This is a genomic window from Oceanotoga teriensis, from assembly GCF_003148465.1.
In the GTDB taxonomy this organism is placed as follows: domain Bacteria; phylum Thermotogota; class Thermotogae; order Petrotogales; family Petrotogaceae; genus Oceanotoga; species Oceanotoga teriensis.
In genome coordinates, this window is record NZ_QGGI01000003.1 from 1 (window position 1) to 16,886 (window position 16,886).

Annotated in this window: 17 protein-coding genes and 2 tRNA genes; 14 read left to right on the forward strand and 5 right to left on the reverse strand. The window is 27.5% G+C overall.

Features of this window, described 5'->3' with window-relative positions; genetic code table 11:
• Positions 1 to 133: 133 nt before the first annotated feature.
• The 7 genes from rapZ (at position 134) to rpmB (ending at position 5,760) form a co-directional block, all read left to right on the forward strand.
• Positions 134 to 991 (forward strand): RNase adapter RapZ, encoded by an 858-nt coding sequence (gene rapZ / locus C7380_RS02685; protein WP_109603947.1) that lies wholly within the window; start codon positions 134 to 136, stop codon positions 989 to 991.
• 6 nt (positions 992 to 997) lie between these two features.
• Positions 998 to 1,936, forward strand: coding sequence for a gluconeogenesis factor YvcK family protein (locus C7380_RS02690; protein WP_109603948.1), 939 nt, complete (start codon positions 998 to 1,000; stop codon positions 1,934 to 1,936).
• A gap of 2 nt (positions 1,937 to 1,938) precedes the next feature.
• Positions 1,939 to 2,880: a DNA-binding protein WhiA gene (gene whiA / locus C7380_RS02695; protein WP_109603949.1), complete on the forward strand. Its 942-nt coding sequence runs from the start codon at positions 1,939 to 1,941 to the stop codon at positions 2,878 to 2,880.
• Positions 2,877 to 3,329 carry a transcriptional regulator NrdR gene (gene nrdR, locus C7380_RS02700; protein WP_109603950.1) on the forward strand — a complete coding sequence of 151 codons (453 nt, stop codon included), beginning with the start codon at positions 2,877 to 2,879 and terminating at the stop codon, positions 3,327 to 3,329. The genes whiA and nrdR overlap by 4 nt, the downstream gene beginning before the upstream one ends.
• 102 nt (positions 3,330 to 3,431) lie before the next feature.
• Entirely contained in the window at positions 3,432 to 3,908 is a 477-nt protein-coding gene (gene greA / locus C7380_RS02705; protein WP_109603951.1) for a transcription elongation factor GreA, read from the forward strand.
• Positions 3,909 to 3,933: 25 nt separating this feature from the next.
• Positions 3,934 to 5,445, forward strand: a complete 1,512-nt coding sequence (lysS, locus tag C7380_RS02710; RefSeq protein ID WP_109603952.1) for a lysine--tRNA ligase — start codon at positions 3,934 to 3,936, stop codon at positions 5,443 to 5,445.
• A 123-nt stretch (positions 5,446 to 5,568) separates the two neighbouring features.
• Entirely contained in the window at positions 5,569 to 5,760 is a 192-nt protein-coding gene (rpmB, locus tag C7380_RS02715; protein ID WP_109603953.1) for a 50S ribosomal protein L28, read from the forward strand.
• 135 nt (positions 5,761 to 5,895) lie between these two features.
• On the opposite strand, the gene C7380_RS02720 is transcribed toward rpmB, so the two are convergent.
• Both C7380_RS02720 and C7380_RS02725 read right to left on the reverse strand, forming a co-directional pair.
• Positions 5,896 to 5,973: transfer RNA gene (locus C7380_RS02720), tRNA-Ile, on the reverse strand.
• A gap of 84 nt (positions 5,974 to 6,057) precedes the next feature.
• Positions 6,058 to 6,135: transfer RNA gene (locus C7380_RS02725), tRNA-Ile, on the reverse strand.
• Between the two features lie 111 nt (positions 6,136 to 6,246).
• On the opposite strand from C7380_RS02725, the gene C7380_RS13595 reads away from it, so the two are divergent.
• On the forward strand, positions 6,247 to 6,417 hold the full coding sequence (locus C7380_RS13595; protein ID WP_170110813.1) for a hypothetical protein: 171 nt from the start codon (positions 6,247 to 6,249) through the stop codon (positions 6,415 to 6,417).
• A gap of 14 nt (positions 6,418 to 6,431) precedes the next feature.
• Here C7380_RS13595 and murJ read toward each other — a convergent pair whose 3' ends face one another.
• Positions 6,432 to 7,916 carry a murein biosynthesis integral membrane protein MurJ gene (gene murJ / locus C7380_RS02730; protein ID WP_109603954.1) on the reverse strand — a complete coding sequence of 495 codons (1,485 nt, stop codon included), beginning with the start codon at positions 7,914 to 7,916 and terminating at the stop codon, positions 6,432 to 6,434.
• 54 nt (positions 7,917 to 7,970) lie between these two features.
• Positions 7,971 to 8,600, reverse strand: a complete 630-nt coding sequence (gene upp, locus C7380_RS02735; protein WP_109603955.1) for a uracil phosphoribosyltransferase — start codon at positions 8,598 to 8,600, stop codon at positions 7,971 to 7,973.
• A 483-nt stretch (positions 8,601 to 9,083) separates the two neighbouring features.
• Between upp and C7380_RS02740 the strand changes: the two genes are divergently transcribed.
• The 4 genes from C7380_RS02740 to murB all read left to right on the forward strand — a co-directional run bounded on the left by C7380_RS02740 (position 9,084) and on the right by murB (position 13,792).
• Entirely contained in the window at positions 9,084 to 9,533 is a 450-nt protein-coding gene (locus C7380_RS02740; protein WP_158274759.1) for an HAD-IA family hydrolase, read from the forward strand.
• 15 nt (positions 9,534 to 9,548) lie between these two features.
• Positions 9,549 to 10,970 carry an NAD(P)/FAD-dependent oxidoreductase gene (locus C7380_RS02745; protein ID WP_109603957.1) on the forward strand — a complete coding sequence of 474 codons (1,422 nt, stop codon included), beginning with the start codon at positions 9,549 to 9,551 and terminating at the stop codon, positions 10,968 to 10,970.
• A 76-nt stretch (positions 10,971 to 11,046) separates the two neighbouring features.
• Positions 11,047 to 12,747: a methyl-accepting chemotaxis protein gene (locus C7380_RS02750; protein ID WP_109603958.1), complete on the forward strand. Its 1,701-nt coding sequence runs from the start codon at positions 11,047 to 11,049 to the stop codon at positions 12,745 to 12,747.
• Between the two features lie 91 nt (positions 12,748 to 12,838).
• On the forward strand, positions 12,839 to 13,792 hold the full coding sequence (gene murB, locus C7380_RS02755; protein WP_109603959.1) for a UDP-N-acetylmuramate dehydrogenase: 954 nt from the start codon (positions 12,839 to 12,841) through the stop codon (positions 13,790 to 13,792).
• 62 nt (positions 13,793 to 13,854) lie between these two features.
• Here murB and C7380_RS02760 read toward each other — a convergent pair whose 3' ends face one another.
• Positions 13,855 to 14,928 (reverse strand): hypothetical protein, encoded by a 1,074-nt coding sequence (locus tag C7380_RS02760; protein ID WP_109603960.1) that lies wholly within the window; start codon positions 14,926 to 14,928, stop codon positions 13,855 to 13,857.
• A gap of 284 nt (positions 14,929 to 15,212) precedes the next feature.
• Here C7380_RS02760 and C7380_RS02765 point away from each other — a divergent pair, with 284 nt between their 5' ends.
• Both C7380_RS02765 and C7380_RS02770 read left to right on the forward strand, forming a co-directional pair.
• A complete protein-coding gene (locus tag C7380_RS02765) occupies positions 15,213 to 16,760 on the forward strand; it encodes a sodium-dependent transporter (RefSeq protein ID WP_109603961.1) in 1,548 nt (515 codons plus the stop codon).
• A gap of 1 nt (position 16,761) precedes the next feature.
• Positions 16,762 to 16,875 (forward strand): MetS family NSS transporter small subunit, encoded by a 114-nt coding sequence (locus C7380_RS02770; RefSeq protein ID WP_109603962.1) that lies wholly within the window; start codon positions 16,762 to 16,764, stop codon positions 16,873 to 16,875.
• The last annotated feature ends 11 nt before the right edge of the window (positions 16,876 to 16,886 follow it).

Here is a 16,886-nt window from a genome sequence, read left to right on the forward strand (position 1 = left end):
AAACAGGCAACTATGGTGTAGATTTTTCCACACTTATTAAGAAATTGGAAAAGAGTAACTTATAGGCCCTTTTCCACCATAAAATCCGAATACCCAAAAAATATTTGATCAATATTAGAGGTGGAGATGTTTAATGGACACAAAACCGAGAATATTTATAATAACCGGTCTTTCTGGAGCAGGAAAGACCTTTTTATTAAAAACTTTAGAAGATGAGAATTATTATACTGTTGATAATGTACCTCCTCATCTTATAAATTCTTTTTTAGATGTTATAAGAACTTCAAATGTTAGGAAGTTAGCTCTTGTAAGTGATTTGAGGTGGAAAAATCCTCAAGAACTAGTTAATTCATTTTTGAGTATAGAAAATAATGCCCCAGAAAATATGGAGATAAAAAAAGTTTTTCTTGAAGCAGATAATCAAACTCTTATGAATAGGTTTAGAAAATCAAGGAGAAGTCATCCGCTTGGGACACCAGTTTTAGAAGCAATTGAAAAAGAAAGAAAATTATTGAATGAAATAAAGAATATATCTGATATAATAATGGATACTTCGAATACGGAACCATATGAATTTAGAAAAAATTTTCTTATGAGAATAAATGAAGGAAAAAGAACTCTAAAAATGAATATAATGAGTTTTGGATTTAAACATGGTATACCAGAATATTCTGATTATATATATGATGTTAGATACTTACCAAACCCTTATTATTTTACTGATATGTATAAACTAACTGGACTTGATGAAAAAGTAAGAATATATTTAGAAGAGTTTGAACAAACACATAAAACAGTTCAAATTCTCGAAGAAGCTATAGAAATAATAATGAAAGAATATACAGAATCTGGTAGAGTTGAAGCTTATTTTTGTGTTGGATGTACTGGTGGAAAACACAGATCTGTATATGTAGCTCAAAGAATTTATGATGAGATGAAAAAAAGAGGTTTTGATGTTATATTGCAACATAGAGATATTGATAAGGAATGATTTTTTATGAAGAATATAGTGGTTATTGGCGGAGGAACAGGATTAAATCAATTGCTTAGAGGATTAAAATGGGAAAAAGAATTTTCTATAATATCGGTAGTAGCAGTTACAGATGATGGAGGAAGTTCTGGTATAATACGAAATGATTTTGAAATTCTTCCACCAGGCGATATAAGAAATAATATAGTAGCATTAGCTGAAAAGGAATCTCTCTTGACTGATCTTTTAAATTATAGATTTAAAGAAGGCTTTTTGGATAATCATAATTTAGGGAATATCATATTATTAGCCCTTACAAGATTAAACAATAACAATTTTCCAATGGCTATAAAAAATTTATCAGAATTTTTAAACACCAGAGGAAAAGTCTACCCTTCTTCTACAGAATTGATAACCATTGCAGCTGAATTTGATGATGGTGGAATTGAATTTGGTGAAACTAATATTGTTAATAAGAATAAACCAATAAAAAGAGTATGGATTGATGGTAACAATGAAGCTTATGAACAAAGTAAAACGGCCTTGAAAGAAGCTGATGCTATAATATTAGGCCCTGGAAGTCTTTATACAAGTGTTGTGACTAATATTCTTGTAAAAGGAATAAAAGAAGCAATAAACGAATCAAATGCTAAAAAGATATATATATCAAATATAATGACTCAATTGGGCGAAACAATAGACTATGATTTAAAAAAACATGTTGATATAATTGAAAATTATTTGGATTCAAAACTCGATTATATAATAGCAAATGATGGAAGTATTCCTGATTTTGTATATAATAGATATAAAAAACAAGGTGTTGATAATGTTAAAATAGATTTTTATGATGACAGAATTATACAAAGTGATTTGATTTATTTTATCAATAAAGAAAAACCTATAATTAGACATGATTCAACGAAAATCTCTAAAATATTAAAAGAAATTATAATTGGTGATTAAAAATGGCTACTTTTTCAGAGGAAGTAAAAATGTCTTTAGTGAACACATCCTTTCTTTATCCCGAAATAGAACTTTTTGGGGCTATAAAAGGGAAGGGTGATTTTGTTTTAGATGGACATAAAAAATTTATAAAAATAACGGTTAGTTCTATAAGCTCTATGAAAAGAGTTTATAAGCTTTGTAAACAACTTTTTGGAGAATTTATCAGCGCATATGTTAAAATAGAGAGAAGATTAAACCTTGGAAGAACGGGAGAAATTTTATTAGATTTAAACTTTGTAGATAAAGTTTTATCTTCGCAAGGAATAAATTTATATAAAGATACTCTTCCGAAAGTATTGAAAGAAGATCCAGTTAAATTTGGAGTTTTTTTAAAAGGAATGTTTCTTACAACTGGTTCAATTTCATTGAAATCTTCATATCATATGGAGTTTTATCTTGATATATCAGAAGAATTTGTTAAAGATTTGATAGATAATTTTAAAATTCTTTTGGGGGTTAAAAGTAATTATATACATAAAAATAATAAAATAAAGTTTTATATAAAATCTTCTGGAGATATATTGAATATTTTGGAAGCTATGGATGCTCAAGAATCATCTAAAAAACTTTTGGATATAATGAGGATAAGAGGAATAAAAGGGAATGTTAGTCGTACTATAAACTTTTTAAGTGCAAATGCATCTAAAACAGCTGAGAGTTCTTCGAAACAAATAGATGATATAAATTATATATGTTCAACTATAGGAATAGACTCTTTAGATGATAATCTTAAAAAAATAGCTTTGTACAGACTTGAAAATACTGAAGACAGTTTAAAAGAAATGGCTGAAGCTTTAAATATGAAAAAATCTACTCTTTATAGCAGAATAAAAAAGATAAAAGGAATATCTAAACAATTACAGGATGAACAAAATCTTGAAGAGGAGGGTGAAAAAAAATGAAATGCCCTTTTTGTGATAATGAAGAAACAAAAGTACTTGATTCAAGACCTGTTGGAAGTGGTAACTCTGTCAGAAGGAGAAGAGAATGTTTGAAATGTGAAGGAAGATTTACGACTTATGAAAGGTATGAAGAGAGTAAGATAAGGGTAGTCAAAAAAGATGGAAAAAGGGAATTATTTGATAGGGAGAAACTAAAAGATGGTATAATTAAAGCCTGTGAAAAAAGACCTGTTTCTTCAGAAGATATAGAAGAAATAGTAGAAGAAATAGAAAATCTAATAAGAAGAAGTGGAAAAAGTGAAATCTTTACAACAGATATAGGTGATAAAGTTATGGAAAGACTTAAAAAAATAGATCAGGTTTCTTATGTCAGATTTGCTTCTGTTTACAAAGAATTTAGAGATTTAGATAGTTTTTTAAATGAAATAAAGAACTTAAAAAATAACTAATAAAAATTTATACTAAATTTAATAAAAAAAAATATTAATTAAAAAAACTGTGATATCTTTAAATGAATAAAAATTCCTTATGATACTGGGGAGGTATTATAGATGGCCGAAGAAATTTATCAACTTACCAAAGAAGGTTATGATAGGTTAAAAAAAGAAAGAGATGTTTTAAAAGTAAAACTAATGGGTGAAATTGCTGATAGAATAAAAGATGCAAGAGAACTTGGAGATCTTTCTGAAAATAGTGAATATGAAGAAGCTAAAAATGAACAGGGTAAAATAGATTCAAGGATAAAAGAAATAGATTATATACTTGATCATGCTGAAATAATAATTGAAACAGCTACGAGTGATGAAGTTAGACTAGGTACAAAATTAAAAATATATGATTTTAAATTAAAAAAAGAAAGAGAATTTATGCTCGTTACACCACAAGAAGCAGATTTATCTGAAAACAAATTATCTTCTGATTCTTTGATAGGTAAGGCTGTTTTAGGTAAGAAAAAAGGTGAAATAATAAGCATAAAAACAATAAAAGGTCAGATAAAAAAAATAGAAATAAAAGATATAAATCTATAAACATTACAGTAATCGGAGGTGTAAGATGAGTGATCTAAAAAAGCAGAGATTGCAGATGATAGATGAAATTAGAAATTCAGGAATAAATCCTTATCCATATAAATTTGAAAAGGAAATGTCGGCTTCTGAGATAAAAGAAAAATATGATGAAAAAATAGAAGCTGGGAATCTTTTAGAAGAAGAAGTTTTTAAATATGCTGGAAGAGTAATGACTTTAAGAAGTCATGGTAAATCAGCTTTCTTACATATAAAAGATGATACAGGAAGACTTCAAATATATATAAGAAAAGATAAACTTGGAGACGAAAAATATGAATTTTTCAAAAAGTATATAAATCCAGGTGATTGGATTGGAGTGAAAGGATTTCCTTTTAAAACGAGAACTGGAGAATTAACTGTTTTAGCAACTGATTTTGAATTGTTGACCAAATCAGTTAGGCCTATGCCAGAAAAATGGCATGGATTAAAAGATAAAGAAATAAGATATAGACAAAGATATGTAGATATGATATCTAATGATAAAGTTATAGAAACTTTTAGAAATAGATCTCTTGTTGTTAGATATATAAGAGAATATTTAAATGAAAGAGATTTTTTTGAAGTTGAAACTCCTATACTTCAAAATATAATGGGTGGTGCAAATGCAAGACCATTCATAACACATTTAAATGTATATGATATACCTATGTATCTTAGAATTGCCACTGAACTTCATCTGAAAAGACTTGTTGTTGGCGGAATGGAAAGAGTATATGAACTTGGAAGAATTTTTAGAAATGAAGGAGTAGATTATAAACATAATCCAGAATTTACAACGATAGAATTATATCAAGCTTATGCTGATTATAACGATATTATGGAATTGACAGAAAATTTATTAGCGTACGTTGCAGAAAAAATACATGGTACTACAAAGATTAAATATGGAGAATTAGAAATAGATTTTAAACCTCCATTCAAAAGAATAGATATGAGAGAATTTATAAAAGAACATCTTGGTGTAGACATATTAGAAGATTCAATAGAGACTATGGACAATTATTTAAAATCTAAAGATATAAACGTGGAAATAAAAGAAAGAGGTAAATATATAGATGAACTTTGGGATTTAGTAGAAGATAAGTTAGTTCAGCCAACATTTATAATGAATCATCCTGTAGAAATTTCACCTCTTGCAAAAAGACATAGAGAAGATCCAAGACTTACAGAAAGATTTGAACTTATAGTAAATGGTACGGAACTTGCAAATGCATTTTCTGAATTAAATGATGCTGCAGATCAATATTCAAGATTTAAAGCACAAGCAGATTTGAAAGATCTTGGAGATGAAGAGGCACAATTGATGGATTTAGACTTTGTAAGGGCTCTTGAGTACGGTATGCCTCCTACAGGAGGTCTCGGAATAGGTATAGATAGATTTGCCATGTTTATGACAAATACTCAAACAATAAAAGATATAATACCATTCCCACTTTCAAAACCTATGGCTTTTGAAATGGAAGAAGCTATGATGGATGAAAGTGAAAAAGAAGAATAAAATGCTTGAGATTAATTTTTATTAAAAATAAAGTAAAGAAATTGATAACCCATTAAATCTTATTGTATAATATATAAGGAATATAATGGAAAAATTTAATATATGGAGAGGAGGAGCACTGAAATGGCTAAAAGATGTGATATTTGTGGAAAAGAACCTAAAGCTGGTAATAAAGTAGCTCATTCAAAATCAACAACAAGAAGATGGTGGAAACCAAACGTACATAAAGTTAAAGCTGTTCTTAAAGATGGATCAGTTAAAAAAATAAATGTATGTACTTCATGTTTAAAAGCAGGAAAAGTTACAAGAGCATAATTAAATCCGACTCATAATGAGTCGGATTTTTTTAATATAAAGAAATGTTAATAAAACTTGACAAAAACATTTAAATATTATACAATAATATGGGTGTAAAAACAAAAAACGTTGAAACAAAAAGTTTCAACGTTATGGTGGGCTCGGATGGACTCGAACCATCGACCACCCGGTTATGAGCCGGGGGCTCTAACCAATCTGAGCTACGAGCCCTAAACACGTAAATAATTCTATCATAAGTTTTGGATTTTGTCAACACCCTAAATAAAAACGTTGAAACAAAAAGTTTCAACGTTATGGTGGGCTCGGATGGACTCGAACCATCGACCACCCGGTTATGAGCCGGGGGCTCTAACCAATCTGAGCTACGAGCCCTAAATCCGTAAATAATTCTATCATAAGAAATTGCTTTTGTCAATACTTTTTTTTGTAAAAATGAAAAAATAATAAAATGTTCAAAATACTGCAAAAAAGAGGTGTTTTACCATGATAAAAGATTGCATTGAAAAAGATGCCGGTCTTGATCCAGTAAGGATTGCATTATCCAAATACCCCAGAATTGTAGTTATAAAATCTGTAATCAAGATTTTGCAGAAAAGGAAGATCATAACATTACAGAATATAGAAGGTCAAGTACTGGAAGAATTAAAAAAATAGTCAGATAATTCTGACTATTTTTTTAATTTGATTATTTTTAAAGCTTTATTTAAATATTTGACTTTTAAAAATGTACAAGATATAAAAAACACAAAAATACCTATAAAAATTTGTATTATTGTACCAAAATTAGAATTGAATATCAAAGTAGAATATATCAATGATAAACTCATTATTAAAGAGGCTATTATTATTTTTAAAATTTCTATTAAATCTTCGATTTTAAAATATTTAAAAGATCTGTAAGAAGATAAAAACATTCCAACTATACCAGATATTGAAGTTGCAAGAGCTATACCATATATTCCAAATTTAATGGCCAATAAAATATCCAAAATAATATTAATTCCAAGCATTATAGATGAAATTAATGTTGGAGCTTTAGTATTTAAATCAGAATGATAAGTTCTGACAAAAATTCCATGTAAAGAATAAAATGGTAATCCTATTGAATAAAATACTAAAGTTTTTGCTGTTATAAAAGTATCTGCTGATGTGAAATTTCCATGTTCATATATTAAAGATATGATTTGATTACTTAAAAATATCAATCCAAAAGTAGATGGAATGGAAAAAAACAATATTAATATAACACTTTCTCTCAAATATTTTGAATAATCATTCTCATTCTTCATTTCTCGAGCATAAGATAGTTTGGGTAGCAATGCATTGGCAATAGAGACTCCAAATATTCCAAGTGGCAGTTGATAAAGTCTTAAGGCATATTGTATTGTAGAAACTCCACCTTTTCCCGTCCAAGTGGCAATATTTGTATCTATTACAGTATTAAAAGTAGAGATTGCAACTCCTAACAGTGCTGGACCAAAGAGATTTAAAATTTCATTAATATATTTTTTTTCAAAATCAAAAGTTATTTTAAAACCTGTTTTTTTAAGAAAACACCATACAAATAAAAATTGAGCTAATCCACCTATTGTAAAACCGATAGTTGGGCCTAAAATTTTTGGAAAAAAGTAAGAAGAAGTAAATATAAATATTATAGTTAATATATTTGTCAATGCTGGAGCTATTGCAGGAATAAAAAATATATTTTTAGTATTTAAAACACCTGAAATTACTGCCCATAAGGATATAAAAATTATAAATGGATAAGTTATTTTCATCAAATTGGAAGTTAAAGTTAATAAAGAATCTGAAAGCCCAGTTCCCATTATATAAGCAATTCCATCAGAAAATAACAAAATTGGTATATAAAGAATTACAGTTGCTATCAAAGTTGCCCAGAAAGTTGTACTAAAAAATTTTTGGGCTTCATCACCTTTTTTTCTTGTAAATAAAGGTATAAATGCTGATGAAAGGGCACCTTCAGCAAAGATACGCCTTAAGTAAAAAGGTAAAAGTATAGCTATTAAATAGGCATCATATTCTCCACTTCTTCCAAAATAATGAGCAAAAGCGGCATCTCTAAAGAGACCTAAAAATCTACTCAACATAGTTGCAAATGCAAAGAAAAAAGAATGCTTTAAAAGTTCAGACATTAAAATTCCTCCAAATAAAAAAAGGGTGCATAGCACCCTTGAATATAAAAGTTATTATTTTGTTCTATATAGCCTATCGCCAGCATCGCCTAATCCAGGAATTATATATGCATGATCATTGAGTTTTTCATCTACTTCAGCGATAAATATATCAACATCTGGATGGGCGTCTTGAACAACCTTAATACCTTCAGGTGCTGCTAATAAACACATAACAGTTATATTTTTACCACCTTTTGATTTAACAACATCAAGAGCATAATTCATAGAATGACCTGTAGCGAGCATAGGATCTAAAACAAATATTTGATGATTATCAGTGAGTTGTGGGAATTTGACATAATATTCTACAGCTTTTAAACTTTCTGGATCTCTGAAAACACCCAAAAATCCAACTCCAGCATTTGGAACCAATGAAAGAACTCCATCAAGCATTCCAAGACCGGCTCTTAATATGGGAACTATGGTGACTTTTTTATCATCAACCATTTCACCTTTTGTTCTTATTATAGGAGTATCTACATCAATTTCAGAAGTAGGTAATCCTCTTGCGGCTTCATAAGTCAATAGAAGTGTAATTTCATTCAACAGTTCTCTGAATTCTTTAGGACCTGTTTCTTTATTTCTCATGATAGACACTTTGTGTTTTATCAAAGGATGATCAGCTACAAATAGTTTTCCCATAAAAACACCTCCACTTCAAAATATTTTATCATAATATGGGTAAAATTAGCTTAAAAAATTGATAACAAAAAATCGGGAAAAATATCCCGATTTAATATAAATAATATTTATTTTTAAAAAAGAAAAAATGAGGTATTACAGACAAAAAATTGCCTGCTGAAAACTTAAAAAATTTATCAGTAAGTTTTAAATTCATCACATACCTCCTCGTTTTAACCTTTTAAGATAATAACAGATTAATATAAACATTTTAATACCATTAGATATAATTTTTATTTCAAAATAAATATTATATGTTATCATTATAATATTATAGTTTATCACTATATAAAATAAAAAAATGGAGTTGATATCATGAACATAATATTTGATATAGGTAATGTGCTTTTAAAATTCAATCCAGAGAATATACTCGAAAATTATCCTGTAAATGATAGAAAAAAATTAAGATAAATTATATTTGAATCTAAAGAATGGAAAGAATTGGATAGAGGAACTATAGAATCTGATTATGCATTTGAAAAATTTAGAAATGAAAATCCAAAATTGAAAAAAGAGATTACTGAAATAGAAAATATTTGGATAGATTATTTGATACCGATTGAAAAAAATATAAAAATATTAGAAAAACTTGATGAAAAAAATGAATTATTATTATTATCAAATTTTCATAAAAAAGCTTTTGAAATAGTGGAAAAAAAGTATGAATTTTTTAAAGTATTTAAAAAACGTGCCATATCTTGTTATATAAACAAGTTAAAACCAGATTATGAAATATATGATTATATCATCAAAAATTTTGATTTAAATAAAGAAGAAACTGTATTTATAGATGATACATTAAAAAATGTTGAAGCAGCTCTTGAATATGGAATAAAATCTATTCATTATAAATATGATATGAACTTAGAAAAAGAGTTAGAAAATATATGAAATGAAGGTGATTGAATGTATGATATTTCCATAATTGGTGCAGGGGTAGTTGGTTGCAATATTGCAAGAGAATTATCAAAATATGATTTAAAAATAAGTTTGATAGAAAAAAGTTATGATGTTAGTAATGGTGCATCTAAAGCTAATTCGGGAATAGTACATGGCGGTTATGCTGCAAAACATGGTACACTCAAGAGTAAATTTAATGTTCTTGGAAATAAAATGTATGAAAAATTAAATCAAGAATTAAATTTTGGATATAGAAAAACTGGTGGCTTAGTAATAGGTTTTGAAGAAGATGATTTGCAAAAAATAAAGGAACTTTATGAAAATGGTTTAAAAAACAATGTAGAAAATATTAAAATAATAGAGCGAAAACAGATATTAAATATAGAACCCAATATAAATCCAAAAGTGAAATATGCATTGTATTCAGAAGATGTTGGAATAACTTCACCATATGAATTTACAATAGCTCTTGCAGAAAATGCTGTTGAAAATGGAGTCGAACTTTATTTAAATTCTCAAGTAAAAGATATAAAAAAAGAAAAACAGTATTTTGAAATATATTTTAATGATGAAATGATAAGAACAAAATATATTATAAATGCTGCTGGAATAAATTCAGATAAAATAGCTAAAATGGTGAATGCAAATAATTTTAAAATAATACCTAAAAAGGGTCAATATATAATATTTGAAAAGGGAACAGGTAAAAAGTTTAATAATGTTATATTTCAAGTTCCAACAAAAAAAGGAAAAGGTGTACTTGTTACTTCAACATATCATGGAAATCTTATGATAGGACCGAATTCTGAAGAAACTGATGATAGAGAAGATATATCAACAGATATAGAAACATTAAAAAATATTATTAAAACTGCAAAAATGTCATATCCGGATTTAAATATGAAAAAAGCTATAAGAACCTATTCTGGATTGAGGGCGTCTTCTGATAAAAAGGATTTTATAATAGAAGAAAGTAGAATTAAGAACTTTATAAATGTTTCTGGAATAGAATCACCCGGATTGACATCATCTCCAGCAATAGCTATTGAAATAAAAAATATATTATCAAAAATAGGATTAGATCTAATAAAAAAAGAAAAATTTAGTAAATATAGAAAACCTATAATAATACAAAAAGAGTTAAGCGATGAAGAAGTAAAAAAATTATTGAACGAAGAAGGACCAAAAAAGATAATTTGTAGATGCGAAAGAGTTTATCAAGAAGAAATAGTTGATGCGCTTACAAGAAATATAGAGGTAAAAACACTTGATTCTGTTAAAAGGCGTACAAGGGCAGGGATGGGTAAATGTCAAGGATCTTTCTGCTCTTCAAGAGTTTCTGAATTGATAAAAAAATATAAAGGAGTAGATCCTGAAACTTATAAAAATCAATGGGAGTTATTGAAGAAATTAAAAAAATTAACATAGATTCACTTGAATTTAACTAAAATTAATAGTATAATAATATTACAGTTGATTATTTAATATTTGAGGGGTTGATAAAATGAAAAAATTGTCTATGAAGTTTTTAATTCCCACTGTTTTATCTATATTGATTTTTGGAATTATAATTTTAATACAGGGATACTATTCCAACTATAATTCTATTCTTCTCGAAAGAGAGAAACAAATAAGCGATATAGTTGACTATACTTATGGGTTTATGGAGAATACTTATAAAAATTATCAAAATGGTGAAATTTCCAAAGAAGAAGCTTTAGAACTCATAAGAGAAAGTATATACAATATGAAATTTTCAGAAGGTGGATATATTTTTGGTTATGATTATAATGCAAAAGTTATGATACCTTTTGCAGATAAAAAGGTTGGAGACGATCTTTCTAAGACTAAAGATGTAAAAGGTGCCTATATAGTTCAAGATATGGCAAATATAGCTAAAAATGAAGGAAAAGGTTTTTATAAATATTATTGGGAAAATTATGAAACCGAGACTATAGAACCAAAAATATCTTATGTTCGAGAATTTAATGATTTGGGTTTATGGTATGGAACTGGAGTATATATAGGATATATACAACAAAAAGCAATGGGTATACTTATACAACAAAGTCTTTTATTAATAGGTGGAATAGTTTTAATATTTATAATAATATATTTTATAGGTAGGAATATAAGCATAAGAGTAAAAAATCTTAATGAAAGTATTGAACAATTTTCTAAAGGTGATTTGACTGTAAGTTTTGAATCGAATGGTAAAGATGAGATTTCTCATATAACAACAAATCTTGATAGAATGGCGAAAGCATTGAACAAAATAATAACAAATATAGACGGATCTTCTGAAGATGTTAATTCTTCTGCAGATTCTTTATCCGCCTCAGCTGAAGAATCCAGTGCAACTCTTGAAGAATTGAGTTCTCAAATGGGAATTATAAAAGAGGGAACACAAAATTCAGCTGAAAGTGTTGAACAAATCAGTTCTGGAGTACAAGAAGTGGCTTCAAGTTCTGTTTTAATATCAGAAACAGCGCAAGATCTTGCAAAGTCTGCTTCAGAAACGACACAAGCGGCACAAAAAGGCTCATATTCTATAAATGAAATGGGAAATACTATAAAAAAAGCCGTTGAAAAATCAACAAACACAGAAAAAATAGTAGAAAAATTATCTTCAAATGCAAAAAATATAGGAGAAATAGTTAGTTCTATAGAAAATATTACTGAACAGACAAATTTGCTTGCTTTAAACGCTGCAATAGAAGCAGCTCGTGCTGGAGAAGCAGGAAAAGGATTTGCTGTTGTAGCAGATGAAATCAGAAAACTTGCTGAAGAAAGTAAAAAAGCAACAGAAGAAATAGCTGATATACTTGAAAATGTTCAAAATGATACAAAAGATGTTAATGACGCTACTTTGGAAACTGTAGATGTGATAAAAGATATAAATATTGAAATGAAAGATGTTTTGGAACAGTTTGGGATTATCTTATCTAAAGTTGAAACTATGACAACTTCAACTGAAAATCTTTCTTCAAGTTCAGAGGAACAGAGTGCTGCGGCAGAACAAATGAGTGCGTCTATGGATAATATTACAAGAACTGTAAATGATATAAACAAACAAATAACTGAAATAGATACTGCTATAGAACAACAAGCACAGGTTGCTCAAGAAATAGGGGCAAGTTCAGAAGAACTTTCTGGTCTTTCTGCAAATTTAAAACAATTAATAAAAAAATTTAAATTGAATTAATGATAAAAGGGGGAAAGTTATTATTAACTTTCCTCTTTTTCTATTTCAATGTATAATATATTAAATATAAAAAAGAAGGTGAATATAAAATATGAATAATATAATAAAATATTTATATATAAATGGATGTGATATAAAAAAAGACGAACCTTTAAAAAATCATACATATTTTAGATTGGGTGGTAAAACTCCATATATGATATTTCCTAAGACTAAAGAAATTTTTATAAATACTTTAAAAGTATTAAAAGAAAATAATATTAATTTTAAAATTATTGGTGGAGGAGCAAATTTAATAATTAAAGATGAAAACTTAGATTTTTTGATCTTATCTACTAAATATTTAAACAAAATCAATATAAAAAATGAAGATGTTTTAAATTATATACTTAAAGAAAGAAATAATGAAGAATATAAAAAGGTTGAAGTGTATGCTGAAACTGGTATATATTTAAGCAATTTAGTATATCAACTTGCAGAAAATAATTTATCTGGAATGGAATTTTCAAGTGGTATACCAGGTACACTTGGTGGAGCAATATTTATGAATGCCGGTGCATATGATGGTGAAATTAAACAAGTGATTTCTGAAGTTGAAATTATAGATTTAAATGATTTAAAAATAAAAAAAATTAACAATGAAAATATGAATTTTTCTTATAGAAGAAGCATATTACAAAATTCTAATAAAATAGCATTAAGTACAATATTAAAACTCGAAATCAAAGAAAAAGACTTTATAATAAATAAAATAAAGCAATTATCTGAGAAAAGATGGGAAAGACAACCCCTTGAATATCCATCTGCTGGGAGTATTTTTAAAAGACCTAAAGAAGATTTTTATGTGGGTACTACAATAGAAAAAATGGGTTTAAAAGGTTATAGAATTGGAGATGCTGAAATTTCAGAAAAACATGCTGGATTTATAATTAATAGAGGAAATGCAACTTTTAAAGATGTTATGAGTCTGATAGATTATATAAAAGAAAAAGTAAGAAAAGAATATAATATTATTTTAAATGTTGAGCCAGAAATTTGGAAATAAAAAACTCCGGAATAATTTATTCCGGAGTTTTTCTAATATACATGTTACGAAAAGGGGTATGGTTAAAAGTTATAACCTATTGAAAATGATAATATGTTAACTTTATTTATGAGCCCAAAATATCTTAAAGCTATGTATGAATTTCTTAAAAAGTTTATTGAAGTTCCAATATGAATACCAAGATCATTAAAATTAAAACCTTCTTGTAAAGCAGATGTATAAGTTCCAGTACCAAATTCTAAAGACAATGAAGGGTTAATATGATATATACCATATAATGAAAAAGAGATATCATTTGCATATTGTGAAACATCTTCAACGGTTCCAAGAGTATTTTTTTCTCTAAAGCTATATTTGTAAAAAAATCCATCTAATCCAATTCCAAACTGAGAATCAAGAATATTATTAATATTCACAGCAACCTCAAATCCTTGTCCTTTTTCATAATTATAAGAATACTCTTCTTTGTTATTAAACCCAATCATAGAATATCCACCAAATATTGTTAATGGGAATCTATAATTATTTATTTTTCTTTTAGTATCTTCATTTATGCTACTTGATACTGTTAGATTATTTCTCTTACCAGCTACAGTATAACTCAAATCAAAAATCATTGAATTTTGAGATAATTTTAGAGGCTCAAGTTTAAATTTAGCTTCAGTATCTTTTACAAAATTTCTATTGTTTATTAGAATATCTTTATTTAGAGATAGATCTGTTATTGGAACAAAAGGCATCTTAATCTTACCACCAGAAAAAATTACAGCTCTATCTTGAACTTCAAAAGGCGAAAAAGAAACAGGTCTAAAAGTTATAGGTCTTACTTGATTTCCAAAAGAATCTGTAAAAGTAGAACTATCCCAATCTATTTGAACAGTTTGCAAAGTTTTATTTATGATTTCTATATAATAATTATATACTTTTCCATCAGCTCCAAACCAATTTGTATATTGATCAAATCCATCAATTATTTCAAAATATACAGAAGAATTGCCAATCCAAGGACCATCTGGTTTTTCTACATATAGTTGAACTATTAAATCTTCGTTTTCTTCAAACCCAATATAATATCTTTTTGAAAAAATTGAAATAGATAATATTAATATAAAAATAAATATAAATATTTTTTTCATGATATTCCTCCCAAAATAAAATTATACTCAATTAATTATTCTATTAAAAAAAGTTAAATCCTCAAAATATTAGTATATTTGAAAAAAAATTCTGATGTATAAAACAATTATAATATAATTCAATAAAAAATCAAAAAATAAAAGAAATTTTTTTCACATGTATATACAGCAAATGAAAGAAAATTCAAGAAAAATAAAGATTTTTGGCTTTAATTATGTTTATTTGACAATAAAATCTGATTATATTATAATATACCTAATTTAATTTAAAAGGAGGGATTTTTGTGAAAAGACAAAGATGGGGCTCTCGATGGGCTTTTATTCTTGCGGCTGTTGGATCTGCTGCTGGGCTTGGTAATGCGTGGAGATTTCCATATAAGGCTTATACAAATGGAGGTGGAGCATTTTATATACCTTATTTTATAGCTTTATTTGTAGCAGGAATACCTCTTTTAATGGCGGAATTTGCTGTTGGTCAAAGTTTGCAATCAAGTGCACCTAAAGCAATGGCAAAAATTAATAAAAAAGTTGAGTTTATAGGTTGGTGGGGAATAGTAACTTCTTCTCTTGTAACATTTTATTATAGTGTTATTATGGGATGGATATTTAATTATCTTATTTTTTCATTTAATGTTTCATGGAAAGAAAACCCAGAAACATTCTTTCTTGAATTTCTTCAAAGAAGTTCTGGACCTGGAGAAATAGGAAATATAGTTATACCTGTTGCTATAGGACTTGCAATAACTTGGTTATTTGTTTATATAGTATTAAGAAAGGGAACAGAAAGTGTTGGAAAAGTTGTTTTATGGACAGTTCCTTTGCCTATAATTCTTTTAATAATATTGGGAATAAGAGGATTCACATTAGAAGGGGCTTCAACAGGATTAGATTATCTCTTCAATCCATCTCTTGAAAAATTGAGTTCTCCCAGTGTTTGGGCTGAAGGGTTTGGACAAATTTTTTATTCTTTAAGTGTTGCTTTTGGAATAATGATAGCTTATGGCTCTTTTAATAAAAAGAAACAAGATATAGCTAATAATGCAATAATAACAGCTTTGGGTAATTCTGCAACATCTTTTTTAGCTGCAATAGCAGTTTTTTCGGTTCTTGGATATATGGCAAATGTTTTATCTGTAAAAGTTCCAGAAGTAGTTACAGGAGGGATAGGTCTTGCCTTTGTGACTTATCCACAAGCTATTGCTCTATTGCCTGGTGGAATAGTTGTTCAAGCAATATTTGGGTTTTTATTTTTTGTGATGCTTTTAACCCTTGGTATAGATTCTGTTTTTTCACTTGTTGAGGCTATTGAATCATCTTTTTCTGATAAATTTAATTTTAAAAAGAAAAAATTTTTAGGTATTTTCATGGGAATAGGTTTTATAATGGGATTATTTTTTTCTACTCAGGGTGGAATATTCTGGCTTGATATTTTTGATCACTTTCTTGGAACTTATGCTCTTTTAATGGTAGGAATATTTGAAACTATAATATTTGGATGGGTTATGGGTGCTGAAAATATTAGAGATTATATAAATGAAGTATCAGAAATAAAAATAGGAAAATGGTTTAATATAGCTATAAAATATATAATTCCAATAGTATTAAGTATAATTTTTGTAAATGGACTTATAGATGAGATAAAAAATCCTTATGAAAATTATCCAACATGGTCTCTTATAATTGGATTTATGGCATTTGTTTTAACTCCTTTAATTGCACTTATATTCAGTATGTTAAAAGCCAAAAATCCAAAAGAGTTTTATAAAAAAGAAAAAATTGAAGAATCTCTAAAAGAAGATATAGAAAAAAACTTTGAATTGGAGGTTGATTAAAATGAGTTTAGGATCTATTCTTTTCATGCTTTTTGCTGGAATTATATTATTTGGTGGCCTTGGAATATCTCTAAATATCGCATACAAAAATATAAAAAAAGAAAAAAAACAATAATAAAAAAGATT